At 66.1% G+C, this 19200-nt stretch carries 15 protein-coding genes; 10 read left to right on the top strand and 5 right to left on the bottom strand.

The window, feature by feature from the left end; all coding sequences use genetic code 11:
• The first annotated feature begins 6 nt into the window (after nucleotides 1-6).
• The 8 genes from ABIE58_RS06515 to ABIE58_RS06550 all read left to right on the top strand — a co-directional run bounded on the left by ABIE58_RS06515 (nucleotide 7) and on the right by ABIE58_RS06550 (nucleotide 10354).
• Nucleotides 7-612, top strand: a complete 606-nt coding sequence (locus tag ABIE58_RS06515; protein WP_354543895.1) for a LysE family translocator — start codon at nucleotides 7-9, stop codon at nucleotides 610-612.
• 4 nt (nucleotides 613-616) lie between these two features.
• Nucleotides 617-1114 (top strand): xanthine phosphoribosyltransferase, encoded by a 498-nt coding sequence (gene gpt, locus ABIE58_RS06520; protein WP_354543896.1) that lies wholly within the window; start codon nucleotides 617-619, stop codon nucleotides 1112-1114.
• 97 nt (nucleotides 1115-1211) lie between these two features.
• Nucleotides 1212-3050, top strand: coding sequence for a peptidyl-prolyl cis-trans isomerase (locus tag ABIE58_RS06525; RefSeq protein WP_354543898.1), 1839 nt, complete (start codon nucleotides 1212-1214; stop codon nucleotides 3048-3050).
• A 12-nt stretch (nucleotides 3051-3062) separates the two neighbouring features.
• Nucleotides 3063-4574, top strand: coding sequence for an anthranilate synthase component I (gene trpE / locus ABIE58_RS06530; RefSeq protein WP_354543899.1), 1512 nt, complete (start codon nucleotides 3063-3065; stop codon nucleotides 4572-4574).
• A gap of 42 nt (nucleotides 4575-4616) precedes the next feature.
• A complete protein-coding gene (locus tag ABIE58_RS06535; RefSeq protein WP_354543900.1) occupies nucleotides 4617-5189 on the top strand; it encodes a pseudouridine synthase in 573 nt (190 codons plus the stop codon).
• A 9-nt stretch (nucleotides 5190-5198) separates the two neighbouring features.
• Nucleotides 5199-6452, top strand: coding sequence for an MFS transporter (locus ABIE58_RS06540; protein ID WP_354543901.1), 1254 nt, complete (start codon nucleotides 5199-5201; stop codon nucleotides 6450-6452).
• A 169-nt stretch (nucleotides 6453-6621) separates the two neighbouring features.
• Nucleotides 6622-8826 carry an NADP-dependent isocitrate dehydrogenase gene (locus ABIE58_RS06545; RefSeq protein WP_354543902.1) on the top strand — a complete coding sequence of 735 codons (2205 nt, stop codon included), beginning with the start codon at nucleotides 6622-6624 and terminating at the stop codon, nucleotides 8824-8826.
• Nucleotides 8827-9139: 313 nt separating this feature from the next.
• The gene (locus ABIE58_RS06550; RefSeq protein WP_354543903.1) at nucleotides 9140-10354 is read left to right on the top strand and encodes an NADP-dependent isocitrate dehydrogenase; all 1215 of its coding nucleotides are present in this window, start codon (nucleotides 9140-9142) and stop codon (nucleotides 10352-10354) included.
• Nucleotides 10355-10390: 36 nt separating this feature from the next.
• On the opposite strand, the gene ABIE58_RS06555 is transcribed toward ABIE58_RS06550, so the two are convergent.
• On the bottom strand, nucleotides 10391-11116 hold the full coding sequence (locus ABIE58_RS06555) for a heme-dependent oxidative N-demethylase family protein (RefSeq protein WP_354543904.1): 726 nt from the start codon (nucleotides 11114-11116) through the stop codon (nucleotides 10391-10393).
• Nucleotides 11113-11574 (bottom strand): DUF6314 family protein, encoded by a 462-nt coding sequence (locus ABIE58_RS06560; protein ID WP_354543905.1) that lies wholly within the window; start codon nucleotides 11572-11574, stop codon nucleotides 11113-11115. The genes ABIE58_RS06555 and ABIE58_RS06560 overlap by 4 nt, the downstream gene beginning before the upstream one ends.
• A gap of 18 nt (nucleotides 11575-11592) precedes the next feature.
• On the opposite strand from ABIE58_RS06560, the gene purB reads away from it, so the two are divergent.
• Nucleotides 11593-12897 (top strand): adenylosuccinate lyase, encoded by a 1305-nt coding sequence (purB, locus tag ABIE58_RS06565; protein ID WP_354543906.1) that lies wholly within the window; start codon nucleotides 11593-11595, stop codon nucleotides 12895-12897.
• 73 nt (nucleotides 12898-12970) lie between these two features.
• On the opposite strand, the gene ABIE58_RS06570 is transcribed toward purB, so the two are convergent.
• The 3 genes from ABIE58_RS06570 to ABIE58_RS06580 form a co-directional block, all read right to left on the bottom strand.
• Nucleotides 12971-14134 (bottom strand): M20 aminoacylase family protein, encoded by a 1164-nt coding sequence (locus ABIE58_RS06570; RefSeq protein WP_354543907.1) that lies wholly within the window; start codon nucleotides 14132-14134, stop codon nucleotides 12971-12973.
• 67 nt (nucleotides 14135-14201) lie between these two features.
• On the bottom strand, nucleotides 14202-15365 hold the full coding sequence (argE, locus tag ABIE58_RS06575) for an acetylornithine deacetylase (RefSeq protein ID WP_354543908.1): 1164 nt from the start codon (nucleotides 15363-15365) through the stop codon (nucleotides 14202-14204).
• Nucleotides 15366-15367: 2 nt separating this feature from the next.
• Nucleotides 15368-17188 carry an ABC transporter ATP-binding protein gene (locus tag ABIE58_RS06580; protein WP_354543909.1) on the bottom strand — a complete coding sequence of 607 codons (1821 nt, stop codon included), beginning with the start codon at nucleotides 17186-17188 and terminating at the stop codon, nucleotides 15368-15370.
• Between the two features lie 247 nt (nucleotides 17189-17435).
• On the opposite strand from ABIE58_RS06580, the gene ABIE58_RS06585 reads away from it, so the two are divergent.
• Entirely contained in the window at nucleotides 17436-19142 is a 1707-nt protein-coding gene (locus tag ABIE58_RS06585; protein ID WP_354543910.1) for a peptide ABC transporter substrate-binding protein, read from the top strand.
• Nucleotides 19143-19200 lie beyond the last annotated feature (58 nt).

Here is a 19200-nt window from a genome sequence, read left to right on the forward strand (position 1 = left end):
AGTGCCATGACCGCGCTCGATCTTTTGACTTTCAACGCAGTACTGGCAGCCGCGATTCTCAGCCCCGGCCCGGCCCTGCTCTTTGCCTTGCGCACCGCATTGGCGGACGGGCGCGGCGCGGGCATCGCGGCGGGGCTTGGGCTCGGCCTTGTCGCCGCGCTGTGGACGCTGGCGGCGCTTTTGGGGTTGGATGCGCTCTTTACCCTCTTCCCCTGGGCCTATACCGCGCTCAAGATCGGCGGCGCGGCCTATCTCATCCACATCGCCTGGTGCACATGGCGGACCGCGCGCGCCCCCGTGGCCGAGGCAACGGCCAAGCCACGCGGTCGCGCCTTTCTCGACGGGGCGCTCATCAATCTCGGCAATCCGAAATCGGTGATCTTCGCGGCCTCGGTGCTGGTGGTGATCTTTCCCAAGGGCCTGAGTGCGTTTGAGATTGCAATCATCGTCGGGAATCACATGATCGTCGAATATATATTCTACGCGGGCTTTGCGACGCTTCTGAGCGGGGCCACCGCCCGCCACGCCTATCTCGGCGCAAAACCCTGGATCGACCGTGCGGCGGCTCTGCTGCTGGGCGCGCTCGGGCTAAAACTCTTGGCAAGCAAGTAAAGACATGATGGACCGCCTCCCCCATGAAAAGGGCTTTCATGTAAGCTGGGATCAGCTTCACCGCGACGCGCGCGCGCTGGCCTGGCGGCTTCAGAACGAGGCCCCCGAGGGCGGCTGGCGCGCGGTGGTGGCGATCACGCGCGGCGGCATGGCACCTGCGATGATCGTCGCACGCGAGCTGGATATCCGCACCGTCGACACAATCAGCGTCAAATCCTACAACCACCAGGAACAGACCGCGCCGCGCATCATCAAGACGCCTGATATGGACATCATGGGCGATGGCACCGGTGTGCTCATCGTCGATGATCTGGTCGATACCGGCCGCACGCTGGAAGTGGTGCGCGAGACCATGCCCCACGCCCATGTCGCCACCGTCTATGCCAAGCCGATGGGGCGCGCGCAGGTCGATACCTTCGTCACCGAGGTGAGCCAGGACACCTGGATTTTCTTTCCCTGGGACATGGCCCTGCAATATGTCGAGCCCTATCGCGGGGCCTGATCGCGGCACGCCATCCCCTCGCCCGCGAGCCCCCCTTGCCCCGCCCCGGCGCAGCGCATAGACAGGGCCTGGGCGCAGCAAACCGGCGGGGATCACGATGGCGGGCAACAGTATTTCCAAGGGCGCGATGTGGCTTCTGATGGGGCTTCTCATCATCGGGCTTGGCGGCTTTGGCGTCACCCATCTCGGCGGCACTGTGCGCAGCATCGGATCGGTCGGCACGGCAGAGATCGACGTGCAGATCTACGCCCGCGCGCTGCGCAACGAAATCAGCGCCGCCTCTGCCGAGGCCGGGCGCAATATCAACCTTGCCGAGGCGCAGGAGATGGGGCTTGACCGGCGGGTGCTGGCGCGGCTCGTGTCGCGCGCCGCGCTCGAGCATGAGGCGGCGGCGCTGGGCATCTCGGTGGGCGACGAGACACTGCGCGACGAAATCCTGTCGATCCCGGCCTTTCAGGGCCTTGATGGCAGTTTCGACCGCGAGGCCTATCGCTTTGCCTTGCAGCAATCGGGCCTAAACGAGGCCGAGTTCGAGGCGCAGATCCGCGCCGAGACGGCCGCATCGCTGGTGCAGGGCGCGGCGCTGACCGGGCTGGCCGCACCGCAGGCGCAGATCGACACGCTGCTGCGCTATCTCGGCGAGCGGCGCAGCCTCGGCTTTGCCATGCTCGACCGGGGCGATCTGAAAACCGGGTTGCCCACGCCTTCTGACGAGGATCTGCGCGCCTATCACCAATCGCACCTGCCCGATTTCACCACGCCCGAGGCGCGGCGCATCACCTATGTGCAGGTCACGCCCGAGATGCTGCTTGATACAGTCGAGGTCGACGAGGCGGCGCTGCGCGAGGCCTATGAGGCGCGCGAGGACGAATTCAACACGCCTGAGCGGCGGCTGGTGGAACGGCTGGTGTTTGCCGATGAGGCCGCGGCGCGCGATGCGATGGCCCGGATCGAGGGCGGCGAGGCGTTCGAGACGCTGGTGGCCGAACGCGGGCTGGAGATGGCCGATATCGACCTCGGCGATGTGAGCGCCGCCGATCTCGGTGCCGCCGCCGCGTCGGTTTTCGAGGCAGAGACCGGCGTAGTGACAGGCCCAGTCGAGACCAACCTCGGCCCGGCGCTCTTTCGCGTCAACGCGGTGCTGGCGGCGCGCTCGACGCCGTTCGATGAGGCGGTGCCGCAACTGCGCGAGGCGCTGGCCGCCGACCGCGCGCGCCGGGTGATCGACACCCTTGCCCAAGAGGCCGATGACCTGCTCGCCGGGGGGGCGACGCTCGAAGATGTGGCCCGCGAGACGGAGATGGAGCTGGGCGAGATCGCCTGGCATCCGGGCCTCTCGGAGGGGATCGCGGGCTATCCGGCCTTCCGCGAGGCCGCCGCGAGTGTGCAGCAAGGCGATTACCCGCAGATCGCGCAACTGGGCGATGGCGGGGCCTTTGCGCTGCGCCTCGACGGGATAGAACAGCCGCGCATCCTGCCGCTCGACGATGTGCGCGAGGCGGTCACGCGCGGCTGGCGCGCGCAGGCGGTGGTCGCGGCGCTCAAGGCGCAGGCCGAGCCGGCGATCGCGGCGCTGCGCGCGGGCGAGAGCTTTGCCGCGCAGGGGCTGACCCCCACCGAGCTTGAGGATATCACGCGCCGCGACTACCGCGCCGACGCGCCGCCCGACTTCATCGAAACGGTGTTTTCCATGACCGAGGGCGAGGTCCGCGTGATCGAGGGCGCGGGGCGCATCCACATCCTGCGGCTGGGCGCGATCAAGCCCCCGGCAGAGGATGATCCCGATCTCGCCCGCATCGCCGAGAGCCTGCGCGCGCAGGTCGAGAGCGACCTTGGACAGGACATGTTCCAGATCCTCGCCGATGACATCCGCGCCCGCGCGGGCGTGACCCTCGATCAGGCGGCGATCAACGCCGTTCATGCCAATTTCAACTGAGGGTGCCCCACCGTGGAGCTGACGCCGGATTTCGAGAGCTTTGCCCGTGCCCATGAGGCGGGCGAAAACCAGGTCGTGCATATGCGCCTTGCCGCCGATCTCGACACGCCGGTCTCGCTCATGCTCAAGCTCACCGGGGCCGCGCGTGATGCGTTCCTTCTGGAATCGGTGACCGGCGGCGAGGTGCGCGGGCGCTATTCGATCATCGGCATGAAGCCCGATGTGGTCTGGCAGTGCCACGGGCGCACCAGCCGCATCAACCGCGCCGCGCGGTTCGATGCAGATGCCTTCGAGGTTCAGGAGGGCGACCCGCTCGCCAATCTGCGCGCGCTCATTGCCGAGAGCCGCATCCCCCTGCCCGACGACCTGCCCGCCGCCAGCGCGGGGCTGTTCGGCTATCTCGGCTATGACATGATCCGGCTGGTCGAGCATCTGCCCGACGTGCCCCCCGACACGCTCGGCCTGCCCGATGCGGTGATGCTGCGCCCCTCGGTGGTGGCGGTGCTCGACGGGGTCAAGGGCGAGGTGATCGTCGTGGCCCCAGCATGGGCGGGCAACGGGCAATCGGCGCGCGCGGCCTATGCGCAGGCGGCTGAGCGCGTGATGGACGCGGTGCGCGATCTCGAACGCGCCCTGCCACAGGCCAGCCGCACGCTCGGCGAGGCACAGGAAGATGCGGCCCCGGTGTCGAATTTCACGCGCGAGGGCTACAAGGCCGCCGTGGAAAAGGCCAAGGACTATATCCGCGCGGGCGATATCTTTCAGGTGGTGCCCTCGCAGCGCTGGACACAGCCGTTTTCCCTGCCGCCATTCGCGCTTTACCGCTCGCTCCGGCGCACCAACCCGTCGCCCTTCATGTTCCATTTCGATTTCGGCGGTTTCCAGGTGATCGGTGCCAGCCCCGAAATCCTCGTGCGGGTGATGGGCGGCGAGGTCACCATCCGCCCGATCGCAGGCACGCGGCCCCGCGGCGCCACGCCCGAAGAGGATCGCGCGCTCGAGGCCGATCTTCTGGCCGATGGCAAGGAATTGGCCGAACACCTGATGCTGCTCGATCTGGGGCGCAACGATGCGGGGCGCGTGTCAAAGATCGGCACCGTGCGCCCGACCGAGAAATTCATCATCGAACGGTATTCCCACGTCATGCACATCGTCTCGAACGTGGTGGGCGAACTGGCCCCCGAGCATGACTCGCTCTCGGCGCTTTTGGCGGGATTGCCTGCGGGCACCGTCTCGGGCGCGCCCAAGGTCCGCGCGATGGAGATCATCGACGAGCTGGAGCCGGAAAAGCGCGGCGTCTATGGCGGCGGCGTCGGCTATTTCAGCGCCGGCGGCGACATGGATGTGTGCATCGCGCTGCGCACGGCGGTGGTGAAGGATCGCAACCTCTACATTCAGGCGGGCGGCGGCGTGGTCTATGACAGCGACGCGGAGGCCGAATACATGGAGACGGTCCATAAATCCAACGCCATCCGCCGCGCGGCGGCGGATGCGGCGCGGTTTGACGGCGGCGGCAACGGCTGATCCGGCTTGAAGCTGGGCGCAACCTGCGACATCACGGGGGGCATGGCCCGTCTCATCCTCTTCAACAAGCCCCACGGGGTGCTGTCGCAATTCACCGACCGGGGCAGCGCCGACAGCCCCCGCGCCACGCTCTCGGATTTCATCGACCTGCCCGGCGTCTATCCTGCGGGCCGTCTGGATCGTGATAGCGAGGGGCTTTTGCTGCTCACCGATGACGGGGCCTTGCAGGCGCGCATCGCCTCGCCCCGCTTCAAGACCGCGAAAACCTATCTCGTGCAGGTCGAGGGCCTGCCCGATGACGCAGCCCTTGCCGCGCTGCGCCAAGGCGTCACGCTCAAGGACGGCCCGACGCGGCCCGCACGGGCGCGCCGCATCGACCCGCCCGATCTGTGGCCACGCACCCCGCCGGTGCGCTATCGCAAATCGGTGCCCGATTGCTGGCTGGAGATCATCATCACCGAGGGGCGCAACCGGCAGGTGCGGCGCATGACGGCGCATATCGGCCACCCCACCCTGCGGCTGGTGCGCTGGCGGGTGGGGGACTGGGCGCTGGACGGCCTCGCGCCGGGGCAGTGGCGCGCACTGTCCGTTCCCTTGCCGCCCACAATGCGCTAAGCCGCTCGCATGCGTGATATCCCGCCCCCCGCGCCGCAAGGCCCCGTCACGGCCCCGCCCATCGCGCCGCGCCCAGCCCTGCACCGCGCGGAATTCATCGCGCTGATGGCGATGATGGCGGCCACGGTGGCGTTTTCCATCGACGCGATGTTGCCGGGCCTCGCGCGCATCGCCGCCGATCTCAGCCCCGAGGCCCCCAACCGCGCGCAGCTTGTCATCACCGCCTTTCTTTCGGGGCTGGGCGTCGGCACGCTGCTCGCCGGGCCGCTCTCGGACAGCTATGGCCGCCGCAAGGTGATCCTCGCGGGGGCCGCGATCTACATGGGCGGCGCGGCGCTGGCGATGGTGGCCGACGCGCTCGCTACGCTGCTCTTCGCGCGCGCGGTGCAGGGGCTGGGGGCGGCGGCGTTCCGTATCGTCTCGCTGGCGATCATCCGTGATACCGCCTCGGGGCGCGACATGGCGCGGCTGATGTCCTTCGTGATGATGGTGTTCGCGCTGACCCCGGCGACGGCCCCGCTGATCGGCGCGGGGCTGATCGCGCTGGGGGGATGGCGGGCGGTGTTCGCGGCCTTCATCGTCTTTGCCGCGCTGCTCTCGGCCTGGATGATGGCGCGCCTGCCCGAGCCATTGCCGCCCGCGCGCCGCAGCCGGTTTCGCCTGCGCCCGCTCCTCATCGCGGCGCGCAGCGTGGTGGCGCATCCCGTCACCCGCCGCGCGATCGCCGTGCAGATGCTGGCGATGACGACGCTTTTCACCTCGCTCAGCGTGGTGCAGCCGACATTTGACACCACTTTCGGGCGCGGCGCCGAATTTCCGCTGTGGTTCTTCGGCATGGCGCTGGTGGCGGGCAGCGGCAGCCTGGTGAACGCGCGCCTTGTCGGGCGGCTGGGCATGGTGCGGATGGTGCGCGGTGCGCTCATGGTGCAGGTGGGGATGACGGCGCTGGCGATCCTTGCCTGGGTCATCGGCCTGCCGCCGGGGGCGCAATTCGCGGTGTTCCTTGTCTGGCAGACCGGGGTGTTCATGCAGGCGGGCTTTACCCTCGGCAATCTCAACGCGCTGGCGATGGCCCCGATGGGCGCGATTGCCGGGATGGCCGCAAGCGTGACCGGCGCGGTCGCCACGCTGGGCAGCGTGGCGCTGGCGATCCCGATAGGCCAGCAATTCAACGGCACGCCGATGCCCGCGCATCTGGGCGTGCTGGCGGCGGTCCTGGCGGGGCTGATGCTGCTGCACGGCATTGCGGCAGAGACGGAATGAGGGGCCACGATCATCCTCGGGCGGCGCGCAGGGCGGCGTGATCGGCTTTCCGCGCATTTCTTTGTGTATACCGTCGCATACTATCTTTCCCGCGCCGCGCTTTTCCGCTATGAGATGCGCAAGCGGGTGAGTCACCCGGACATGACCCCGGATCGGAAAGGAACCTCAGATGGCCAACACGGATATCCCCGACATCATTTATACCAAGGTCGACGAGGCCCCCGAGCTTGCCTCGGCCTCGTTCCTGCCGGTGATCCGCCGCTTTGCTGCGAGCGCGGGCATTACCGTCGATACGCGCGATATCTCGCTCGCGGGCCGTATCCTCGCCGCCTTTCCCGACCACCTGAGCGCCGATCAGCGCCAGCCCGACGATCTCAAGGCGCTTGGCGAGATCGTCAAGACGCCGCAGGCCAATGTCATCAAGCTGCCCAATATCTCGGCCTCCGAGCCGCAGCTTGTGGCCGCGGTGAAGGAGTTGCAGGGACAGGGCTATGCGCTGCCCGATTACCCCTACGAGCCGAAGACCGAGGCCGAGAAAGCGGCGCGCGCCCGCTATGACACGCTCAAGGGCTCGGCGGTGAACCCGGTCCTGCGCGAGGGCAATTCCGACCGCCGCGCCGCCCCCGCCGTCAAGGCATATGCCCGGAACAACCCGCATTCGATGGGCGACTGGACGCCTGACAGCAAGACCCGCGTCGCCACCATGTCGCAGGGTGATTTCTTTGCCAACGAGCGCGCGGCCACCCTGCCCCGCGCTGCAACGGCCAAGATCGTGCTGGAGACCGGCGAGGGCGAGACCGTGCTCAAGGACGCGGTGAGCTATCCCGAGGGCACCGTGGTCGATGCCACCTATATGAGCGCGAGCGCGCTTGACGCCTTTCTTGCCCGCGAGATCGAGAAGACCAAGGCCGAGGGCATCCTGTTCTCGATCCACCTCAAGGCCACGATGATGAAGGTGTCGGACCCGATCATCTTTGGCCACGCGGTGCGGCAGTTCCTTGCGCCGGTCTTCGCGCAGTTCGGCGACGACATGGCGGCGCTTGGCGTCTCCGCCAATGCCGGGCTGGGCGATCTGCTGAACCGTGTGAAGGACCGCGCCGATATCCTTGCGGCCATCGACGCCTGCATGGCCGACCGCCCGGCCATGTATATGGTCAACAGCGACAAGGGCATCACCAACCTGCATGTGCCCTCGGATGTCATCATCGACGCCTCCATGCCCGCCCTCATCCGCGCGGGCGGCAAGGGCTGGGGGCCGGACAACCGCGAACATGATTGCGTCTGCGTCATCCCCGACAGCAGCTATGCCACCGTCTATGACGAGACGATCGCGTTCTTCAAGCAAAACGGCAAGCTCGACCCGGCCACCGCCGGAACGGTGCAGAATATCGGCCTCATGGCGCAAAAGGCCGAGGAATATGGCAGCCACCCGACCACCTTTGAAATCCCGCAGGCGGGCACGGTCAGGATGATCCTCGACGATGGCACGGTGCTGCACGAAACGCCGGTCGAGGCGGGCGATATCTGGCGCTCTTCCTCGGCCAACAAGGCCCCGATCGAGGATTGGGTGAACCTCGCCATCGCCCGGCAGAAGGAGACGGGATATCGCGCGATCTTCTGGCTCGACGCGGCGCGCGCCCATGATGCCGAACTGATCGCCTATGTGAAGCCGATCCTCGAGGGCAAGGGTGTGGCGGACCGCTTCGAGATCATGGCCCCGCGCGAGGCCACCCGCGCCTCGCTGGAAACGATCACGAAGGGCGAGTCGACCATCGCCATCACCGGCAACGTGCTGCGCGACTATCTCACCGATCTGTTCCCGATCCTGGAGCTGGCCACCTCGGCCAAGATGCTGTCGATCGTCAAGCTGATGAATGGTGGCGGCATGTTCGAGACCGGCGCGGGCGGCTCTGCCCCCAAGCATGTGCAGCAATTGCAGGCCGAAAACCACCTGCGCTGGGACAGCCTTGGCGAGTTCTGCGCGCTGGGTGAAAGCCTCAAGTTCCTCGCCCAGACCAGGGACAACGCCCGCGCCCGCGTGCTGGGCGAGGCGGTGGAGGCCGCGACCCAAGGCATCCTCGATCACAACCGCTCGCCCTCGCGCAAGGCCGGAGAACCCGACAACCGCGACAGCCATTACTGGTTCGCCCGCTACTGGGCCGAGGCGCTGGCCGCGCAATCGGGTGACGCAGAGCTTGCCCGCGAATACGCCCCCGTGGCGGCTGCGCTGGCAGAGGCCGAGGCGCAGATCGTGGCCGAGCTTGTGGCGGCACAGGGTAAGCCCGCCGATATCGGCGGCTACTACCACCCCGACGCCGGGAAGCTTGCTGCGGTGATGCGCCCCTCGGCCACGTTCAACGCGATCATCGGGTGAGCGGGGCGGGGGGGTGGTTTTGCCACCAATCCGAATGTTGAGCCGAGCCGCGCGAGTGCCCGTCCGCCGGGTGGGCGCTACAACGGTTGTGGAAGGCACTTTATGGTGCAAGATACTGCAACGACTGTACGGTTTTCACCGTTGCAAAAGCGCCCGCCCGAGGGGGCGGACGGGCGCTCGCGCGGCGGCACGCCAAGGCGCGCCTCGATTCCGCGCGGGAAGCCCGCCAACCGTCACCTTTGAGGCTATCCTGCCTTCCGCCCCCCATTGCAGCTGATATAGACCCAATACCCCAACACCCCCGGAGCACCCCATGTCCAAGATCAAGGTAGAAAACCCCATCGTCGAGATGGATGGCGACGAGATGACCCGCATCATCTGGGATTTCATCAAGCAGAAGCTCATCCTGCCCTATCTCGATATCGACCTGCTCTATTACGATCTCGGCATCGAGGAGCGCGACCGCACCGAGGATCAGATCACCATCGACGCGGCGGAAAAGACGAAAGAGGTCGGCGTCGCCGTCAAATGCGCCACCATCACCCCCGACGAGGGCCGCGTCGAGGAATTCGGCCTCAAGAAGATGTGGAAATCGCCCAACGGCACGATCCGCAACATCCTTGGCGGCGTGGTGTTCCGCGCGCCGATCATCTGCCGCAACGTGCCGCGCCTCGTGCCGGGCTGGACCCGCCCCATCGTCATTGGCCGCCACGCGTTCGGCGACCAATACAAGGCCACCGACATGAAATTTCCCGGCCCCGGCACGCTCAGCATGAAATTCGTCGGCGAGGATGGCACCGTGATCGAGGAAGAGGTGTTCCGCGCGCCCTCTTCGGGTGTCTACATGGGCATGTATAACCTTGACGCCTCGATCATCGACTTTGCCCGCGCGTCGATGAATTACGCGCTCGATCTTGGTTGGCCGCTCTATCTCAGCACGAAAAACACCATCCTCAAGCAATATGATGGCCAGTTCATGCTGATCTTCCAGAAAATCTATGAGGAGGAATTCGAGGAGAAATTCAAGGCCAAGGGGATCGAGTATCAGCACCGGTTGATCGACGACATGGTGGCCTGCGCGATGAAGTGGAACGGCGGGTTCGTCTGGGCGTGCAAGAACTATGACGGCGACGTGCAGTCCGACACCGTGGCGCAGGGCTTTGGCTCGCTCGGGCTGATGACCTCGCAATTGCTCACCCCCGATGGCCGCATCATGGAGGCCGAGGCGGCGCACGGCACCGTCACCCGCCACTACCGCCAGCACCAGCGCGGCGAGCAGACATCGACCAATTCCACCGCCTCGATCTTTGCCTGGTCGGGGGGCTTGCGCCACCGCGCCAAGCTCGACGACAACGCGGCGCTTGGCCATTTTGCCGACACGCTGGAACGGGTGGTGGTCGAGACCATCGAGGCGGGCGACATGACCAAGGATCTCGCGCTCCTGGTCGGCCCCGATCAGGGCTGGCGCACGACGATGGGATTCCTCGAAAAGATCGACGAGAATCTCGACGCGGCCCTCGGGGGCTGAGCGGCGGGCGCGCGCAGGGGCACCTCTGCCCCTGCGCTACCGCGCCAGAATATAGGTGTGGATCGAAAACACGCAGGCCCGCGTTTGCGGCAGGCGCAGCACGCATTGCCGCTCGGATCGCAGGTAAGGCAGGCGCGCGCGCGCCGCCTCGTCGACGTTCTCGCGCGAGGGGTGGTAAAGCGCGGGATCGCCATAGCCATGCGCGTTGAACCGCCACAGCGGGCGGCCCGGCTGCACCCCGTCGAACAATCGCTGCACGCGCCGCGCGATGCCGTCATCGTAGTCCGGCACCGGCACATGGATCGCCAGAAGCGGGCGGTCGATCTTGTCTGAGAGCCGCCAGCTTGCCGGAAAGCACAGCACGGCGGCGGTGAGCACATGCTCGTCGCCGCGCTTCTCCATCACGCAAAGGTCTTCCTGCACGAGATGGCCGAGGGTCAGCATCGGATCGGCGCGGTCTATGGCCACGCGCACCCCATCGGGGCGACGCACCTCATTTGCGGAAATATCGTAGCCCGTCCCGTGATCGCGCAGCCAGTCCAGCACGAATTGCAAAAGCTCGTCGGTCGCAGGCCCCGCCCCCTCGGTCACGGCCATCACATCGCCGCGCCGCTCGGCCAAGAACCGCGCGCGCTCTGCCATCTGCGGCGCGAAAGCCTCGTCGACCAGCAGCCATTCCGCCATGTCGAGCGGCGCAATCCCCGGCAGCGGGCGGGGCGCGGTTACATCATAGGGGGTCGCGGTTTGCAGGATCGGGGTCATGTTGCCTCGCGCCAATAGTCAGTCATCATGTGATAGTCCTTGCGCGGCCCGCGCACCCGCCACTCCACGCGAAACCGGGGCCAGCGGCTGAAATCATAGCTGCCGTCATACTGATCGGGGTCGCACCAATGCGCCGCCGCGCCACCCTCGGGGGGCACATGGTGAAAGAACCGGCCATCCTCGAAACTGACCGCCAGATCAGCCCCCCAGAGGTAGCGCCGCGCCACCTGCATCGGCGGATGCCCGGCCATATGCATCTCGCCCGCCTCCTCAAGGATCAGCCCCGCCCCCTCGCGCCGCCAGACAGCAACGCCCGTGACCTGCGCCCGCTGCCCATCGGCATGGGTGATCTGCCGGTCAAACCGCCACGCCCCCTCAAAATCCTGCAATCGCCTTGGCCGCATCGCCCCCGCCTTGCCGCGCCCCGCCTCTGCCACTAGAAGCGCATCAAACCCCATCCGCCAAAGGACGACAAGATGATCCCGCGCTATTCCCGCCCCGACATGGTTGCCATCTGGGAGCCCGCCACCAAATTCCGCATCTGGTATGAGATCGAGGCCCATGCCTGCGACGCGATGGCCGATCTCGGCGTGATCCCGCGCGCGAATGCCGAAGCGGTGTGGAAAGCCCGCGATGTGGAGTTCGACGTGGCGCGTATCGACGAAATCGAGGCCGAAACCAAGCACGATGTCATCGCGTTTCTCACCCATCTGTCTGAGCATGTCGGCAGCGACGAGGCGCGTTTCGTGCATCAGGGCATGACCTCCTCGGACGTGCTCGACACCTGTTTCAACGTGCAGCTCACCCGCGCCGCCGATATCCTGATTGCCGATACCGAGGCACTTCTGGCAGCCCTCAAACGCCGCGCACATGAGCACAAACACACCATCCGCATCGGGCGCAGCCACGGCATCCATGCCGAACCCACCACGATGGGGCTCACCTTCGCGCGCTTCTATGCCGAGATGGACCGCAACCTCACCCGCCTGCGCACCGCGCGCGCCGAGATTGCCACCGGCGCGATTTCCGGCGCGGTCGGCACCTTTGCCAATGTCGATCCGCGCGTCGAGGAGCACGTTTGCGCCAAGCTGGGCCTGAACCCTGAGCCGATCAGCACGCAAGTCATCCCCCGCGACCGTCACGCGGCGTTTTTCGCCGCGCTCGGCGTGGTGGCGAGCAGCATCGAGAATATCGCCATCGAGATCCGCCACATGCAGCGCACCGAGGTGCTGGAGGGGGCGGAATTTTTCTCCATGGGGCAAAAGGGCTCTTCGGCCATGCCGCACAAGAAGAACCCGGTGCTGACCGAGAACCTCACCGGGCTGGCGCGGCTTGTGCGCGGCATGGTGGTGCCCGCGATGGAGAACGTGGCGCTCTGGCACGAGCGCGACATCTCGCATTCCTCCGTCGAGCGGATGATCGGCCCGGATGCAACGATCACGCTGGATTTTGCGCTGGCGCGCCTCACCGGCGTCATCGACAAGATGCTGGTCTATCCCGAGAACATGCTCGCCAATCTCAACAAGTTCCCCGGCCTCGTGATGAGCCAGCGCGTGCTTCTGGCGCTGACGCAAGCGGGCGTCAGCCGCGAGGATGCCTACCGCCTCGTGCAGCGCAACGCGCTCAAGGTCTGGGAGACGGGCGTCGATTTCAAGACCGAATTGCTGGCCGACCCGGAAGTGACCGCCGCGCTCAGCCCCGCCGAGATCGAGGAGAAATTCGACTTGGGCTATCATACCAAGCATGTCGATACGATCTTTGCACGGGTTTTCGGCGCCTGACACGCTTCGGGGCGGGGTGATCCCCCCGCCCCGGCTTCATCTTGCCAAAAATATCCGAGTCCGGCACCGGCGGTTACGCCGCCGGCATCCGCTCCTCGACGATCCCCGCCCAGAAGCTGCACCCCGCCGGAATGGCATCATCGTTGAAATTGTATTCCGGGTTGTGGACCATCGCCGTGTCGCCATTGCCCACCAGGATATAGGCGCCGGGGCGCTCCTCCAGCATGAAGGCGAAATCCTCGCCGCCCATCACCAGCGGTGCGTCACCGCAGTCCCCCGCCACCCTGGCCGCGACCGAGGCGGCGAATTCGGTCTGTTCTTCGTGGTTCACCATCACCGGGTAGCCGCGATAATAGCTCACCTCGGCGCTGCCGCCAAAGCCTGCGGTGACATGCTCGCAGAGCGCCTTGATACGGGCCTCCGCGAGATCGCGCATCGCCGTGCTCATGGTGCGCACAGTGCCCTTCAGGTGCACCGAGGCGGGGATCACGTTGAACGCGTTGGATGATGTCTGGAACGAGGTGACCGAGACCACCACCTGATCCACCGGGTCGGCATTGCGGCTGGCGATGGTCTGAAAGGCCGAGACCAGATGCGCGGCCATCACGGTGGTATCGACCGTCTCGTGGGGCTTGGCGGCGTGGCCACCCTTGCCCGTCACCACGATGTCGAACTGGTCGGTCGCGGCAAAGAAGGCACCGGGGCGAATGGCGAAGCTACCCACGGGACGACCCGGCCAGTTATGCATCCCGTAGACTTCCTGAATGCCGAAGCGTTCCATCAGCCCGTCCTCGCACATCTCGCGCCCGCCGGCGCCGCCCTCTTCGGCGGGCTGGAAGATCACCACCGCGGTGCCGTCGAAATTGCGCGTCTCGGCCAGGTATTGCGCCGCGCCCAAGAGCATCGCCGTGTGCCCGTCATGGCCGCAGGCATGCATCGCGCCGGGGGTCTTGCTGGCATACTCCACCCCCGTGGCCTCATGGATCGGCAGCGCGTCCATATCGGCGCGCAGCCCGATCACCTTGCCCGAGCCGGTCGCCCGCCCCCGGATCACGCCGACAACACCGGTGCGCCCGATGCCGGTCACCACCTCGTCACAGCCAAACGCCTTGAGCTTCTCCGCCACCAGCGCGCTGGTGCGGTGCGTCTCGTAGAGGATTTCGGGGTGTTCGTGCATGTCACGCCGCCACGCGGTGATGTCGTCGTGCAATTCGGCAAAGCGGTTCCTGATGGGCATGGGCCTCTCCTGTTCGCGGGTTGGATTGATGGGTAACGTGGGGCATCTGGCGGCGGGCGGCAAGGGCTCAGCCCGCGCCAAGCCGCCCGACAAGGCGGCGCATGAAATCGTGCCCGGCCTCGAATTGCGCCGCCGAGATATATTCGTCGGGCTGATGCGCCTGCGCGATGTCGCCGGGGCCGCAGATCGCCGCTGAATAGCCCGCCTCCTGAAACTGCCCCGCCTCGGTGCCGTAGCTCACGACATGGGCGGCATTGTCGCCGGTGATCTGGCGCAGCAGCGCCTCGGCGGCTCCGCCCTCTTCGGGGCGCAGTCCCGGCACCCGGAACTTGGGCGCGGCGGTGATGCGCGTCTCGGGGCGCACGGCCTGCATCTCTGCCTCGACCTTGCGCACCTCGTCCAGAAAGCGCGCGGCCCAGTCCTCGGGGTCTTCGCCCGGCACGACGCGAAAATCCATGCCGAAGCGACACTCCTTGGCGGTGATGTTATGCGCGGTGCCGCCCTCGATCTGGCCGACATGCAGCGTCGTCCAGGGTGGCTCGAACATAGCGGCCAGATCCGAGGGCCGTTTCGCGCGGTTCTCGGCATTCATGCGGTTGGCCCAGTCGATGAGCGGCGCGGCGGCCATGATCGCGTTGACGCCCCGGTGCATGAGCGAGCTATGCACCTCGAAGCCCTCGACATGCACATCAAAGCCAAGACCGCCCTTGTGGCCGGTGACCGTCTGCATGGTCGTGGGCTCGCCGATGATGGCCAGATCCGCGCGCGGCACCACGCCCTGCATCGCCGCGATCATCGGCGGCGCGCCGATACAGCCCACCTCCTCGTCATAGCTGAGCGCCAGTTGCAGCGGGCGCGCGACGCCCGCGCGCTGCGCCTCGATGAGCGCCCAGATCGCCAGCGCGTCAAAGCCCTTCATATCGGCGCAGCCGCGCCCGTAATAGCGCCCCTCGCGCTCGGTCACGGTGAAGGGATCGCTGCTCCACGTCTGCCCGTCCACGGGCACCACATCCGTATGCCCCGAAAGCACGACGCCGCCCGCCACCTCTGGCCCGACATGGGCGAAGAGCGCGGCCTTTTGCCCTGTCTCGTCATAATGGCGATGCGCGGCGATGCCGTGGCCGGCAAGGTAATCCTCAACCCATGCGACCAGCTCAAGGTTGCTGTCGCGGCTCACGGTCGGAAAGGCCACAAGCCGCGTCATGATCTCCAGCGGTGACAGATGGTCCATGTTCAATACCCACTCTCCGATGTCAGCACGAAATGCCCCGGCGACACCTCGTCATAGACCGATGGCCCCGGCTCGTATCCGACAGGATGGATGGGCGAGGGGATCGGTTTGAAATTCAGATCTTTCTCGGATTTGCGGCGGCGCGGGTCGGCCACCGGCACCGCCTTCATCAGCGCCTGCGTATAGGGGTGCTGCGGGTTCTCGAACACCGCCGCGCGCGGTCCGCGCTCGACGATGCGGCCCAGATACATCACGCCGACATCGTGGCTGACGCGCTCGACCACGGCCATGTCATGGCTGATGAAGACGTAGCTGAGACCAAGATCGGCCTGCAATTCCATCATCAGGTTCACGACCTGCGCCTGCACGCTCACGTCAAGCGCGCTCACCGCCTCGTCCGAGACGATCAGTTTGGGATTGAGCGCCAGCGCACGGGCAATCGCCACCCGCTGCCGCTGCCCGCCCGAGAGTTCATGCGGAAAGCGGCGCAGGAACGAGCGCGGCAGTTCCACCCGGTCGAACAGCATCGCCACCCGGTCCTCGATCTCGGAGCCGGAGACGAGGCCGTAATTGCGCATCGGCTCAGACACTTGTGCGGCGAGTTTCATCTGCGGGTTGAGGCTGGCGAACGGGTCCTGAAAGATCATCTGCATATCGACCCGCGCGCGGCGCAGCCCGCCCGCGTCGAGCGCCATGATATCAACCCCGTCAAGCACCACCTCACCCGCCATCGGCTCTACCAGCCGCAGGATCGAGCGCCCGGCGGTGGATTTGCCGCAGCCCGACTCGCCCACCAGCGACAGCGTGCGCCCCTTTTGCAGGGTGAAGGACAGGTCTTCGACCGCGTGGACATTGGCCACCGTGCGGCGCAAGAAGCCGCCGGTGACGGCAAACCGCGTGGTCAGCCCCTTGACCGTCAGCAGCGTCTCGTCGCTGCCGATGATCGGCTTGATCTCGTGGCCCTCGGTGCCCAAGAGCTTCATCGGCTCGGGGTAGGCCTTGCCACTCATCTCGCCCAGCTTCGGCACGGCGGCCAGAAGCGCGCGGGTGTAGTCGTGTTTCGGAGCCTCGAAAATCTCTTCGACGGGGCCTTCCTCGACCTTGTTGCCGCGAAACATCACCACGACGCGGTCGGCCATTTGCGCGACCACGGCCATGTCATGGGTGATGAAGATGACGGCGGTTCCCGTCTCGCGCTTCAGCCGGTCGATGAGGGCAAGGATTTCCGCCTGGATTGTCACGTCGAGCGCGGTTGTCGGCTCGTCCGCGATCAGAAGGCGCGGCGCGCAGGCCAGCGCCATCGCGATCACCACCCGCTGCCGCATGCCGCCCGACAGCTCATGCGGGTATTGGTCAAGGCGGCGCTCGGCCTCGGGGATGCGCACCTCATGCAGCAATTCGAGCGCGCGGGCGCGGGCCTCGGCCTTGCTCATCCCGCGATGCACGCGCAGCCCTTCGGACAACTGCCGCCCCACCGTGAAAACCGGGTTGAGCGCGGTCATCGGCTCCTGAAAGATCATCCCGATCTCGTTGCCGCGGATCGTGCGCATCAGCCCCTGTTCGGTCTGGGCAAGGTCGATCTCGCCGCCCTCGCGGCGGTCGAACATGATCCGCCCGCCCGCGATCGTGCCGCCGCCGTATTCAATGAGCCGCATCAGCGACAGCGACGAGACGGATTTGCCCGACCCCGATTCACCGACGATGCACACCGTCTCGCCGGGGTTCACCTCGAAGGACACATCCTCGACCCCCACAACGGGGCCGTCGCGGGTTTCGAATTCAACGCGAAGATTCTCGATCCTCGCCAGCGGTTTGTCGAGCATGGCGTGCCTCGCTTCGATTGCGGCCCATGCCCGAACGCTACGCATAACCGCGCCAGACTGTCAAACGCCGAACCGAAACGAACGCTGTCGCAATTCATCGGCGCGCGCCCCCTTGCTTTTTCGAAAAATCCGGTCTGTGATGGCCGAACCGAGACCGAGGCGGATCCGCATCGCGCGCCCGCATTCCGGTAGAGCGGAACCCGAGATGGCCCACAGAGCCGTCCAACAGCGGAGGATACGCAGCGACATGACCCTGAAACCCCTTCTTCTTGGTGCCACCGCGCTTGCGGGCCTTGCCTCGATGGCGATGGCCGAGCGTGGCGCGGACGGCCATGTGAACCTGATCTACTGGCAAGCGCCGTCGATCATGAACCCCTACCTTACCGGCGGCACCAAGGAACGCGAGGCCGCGAGCCTCGTGCTGGAACCGCTGGGCCGTTACAACACGTCGGGCGAAATGGTGCCCTACCTCGCCGAGGAAATCCCCACCGTGGAGAACGGCGGCGTGGCCGAAGACCTCAAATCCATCACCTGGAATATCAAGCCGGGGCTCAAATGGTCCGACGGGACACCGTTCACCGCCACGGACGTGAAATTCACGGCCGATTACTGCATGCATCCCGAGGGCGGCTGCGCGCAGCTTGCCAAGTTCGAGGGGGTCGATTCGGTCGAGGTGATCGACGATCTGACCGTGCGCGTCAATTTCAAGGACGCCCAGCCCAACCCCTACGGACCGTTCATGGGCGGGCAGGCCCCGATCATTCAGGCCGCGCAATTCGCCGAATGCCTGGGTGCCAAGGCCCCCGAATGCACCGATGCGAATTTCTATCCCGTGGGCACCGGCCCGTTCAAGGTGGATGATTTCCGTCCCAATGACGTGATCTCGCTCTCGGCCAACCCCAATTACCGCGACCCTGACAAACCGGCCTTTGCCACCATGACCTTCAAGGGCGGCGGCGACGCGATGGCCGCAGGGCGCGCGGTGCTGGAAACCGGTGAATTCGATTACGCGTGGAACCTTCAGCTTGCCCCGGAGGTGATCGCCAATATGGAGGAGGCAGGCCAGGGCGTGGCGCTGTCGGCCTTTAGCACGTTGGTAGAACGGATCGAGGTAAACCTCACCGATCCTTCGCCCGACCTGCCCGAGGGCGAGCGCGCCACCGCCAAGCATCCGCACCCGATCCTGACCGATGTGCGGGTGCGCGAGGCGCTGAGCAAGGCGATCGACCGCAGCCTGCTGACCGAGATCGGCTATGGCAAGGCGGGCCGCCCGACCTGCAATTTCGTGCCCGCGCCGGAAATCTTTGCCTCCGACAACACCGAATGCCTTGAGCAGGATGTCGAGGGTGCCAAGGCGCTGCTTGACGAGGCGGGCTGGACCGACAGCAATGGCGATGGCATCCGCGACAAGGACGGGCGCAAGCTGTCGCTGCTGTTCCAGACATCAACCAACGCGGTGCGGCAGGACTTCCAGGCACTGATCAAGCAGTGGTGGTCGGAAATCGGGGTCGAGACCGAGTTGCGCAACATCTCGGCCTCGGTGTTCTTTGGCGGCGATCCCGGCAGCCCCGACACGTTCCAGAAATTCTATGCGGATGTGGAAATGTATGCCAACAACTTCGATGGCACCGATCCGCAGGCCTATCTGGCGTCGCGCACTTGCGACAAGGCTCCGCGCCCCGAAACCCAGTGGCAGGGCGAAAACATCAACCGCTACTGTGATCCGGAATACGATGCGTTGATCGAGGAACTGAGCCGCACCGCCGAGCTTGAAAAGCGCGGCGAGATCGCCCGGCAACTCAACGACATGGTTACGCGTGAAAGCCATGTCATCATCCCGCTGGTGGATCGTGGCCGTGTCTCGGCGCGCTCCAACACCCTTGGCGGGGTGGAGCTGAATGTGTGGGATACCGAATTGTGGAACGCCGCAGACTGGTATCGCATCAAGCAGTAATCCGGCACCTGCCGGACCGGGGCCGGGCACATGCCCGGCCCGACCTGCCTTTCCCCTA

Origin of the sequence: Roseovarius sp. MBR-78 (assembly GCF_040547535.1) — a bacterium.
Lineage (GTDB): Bacteria > Pseudomonadota > Alphaproteobacteria > Rhodobacterales > Rhodobacteraceae > Roseovarius.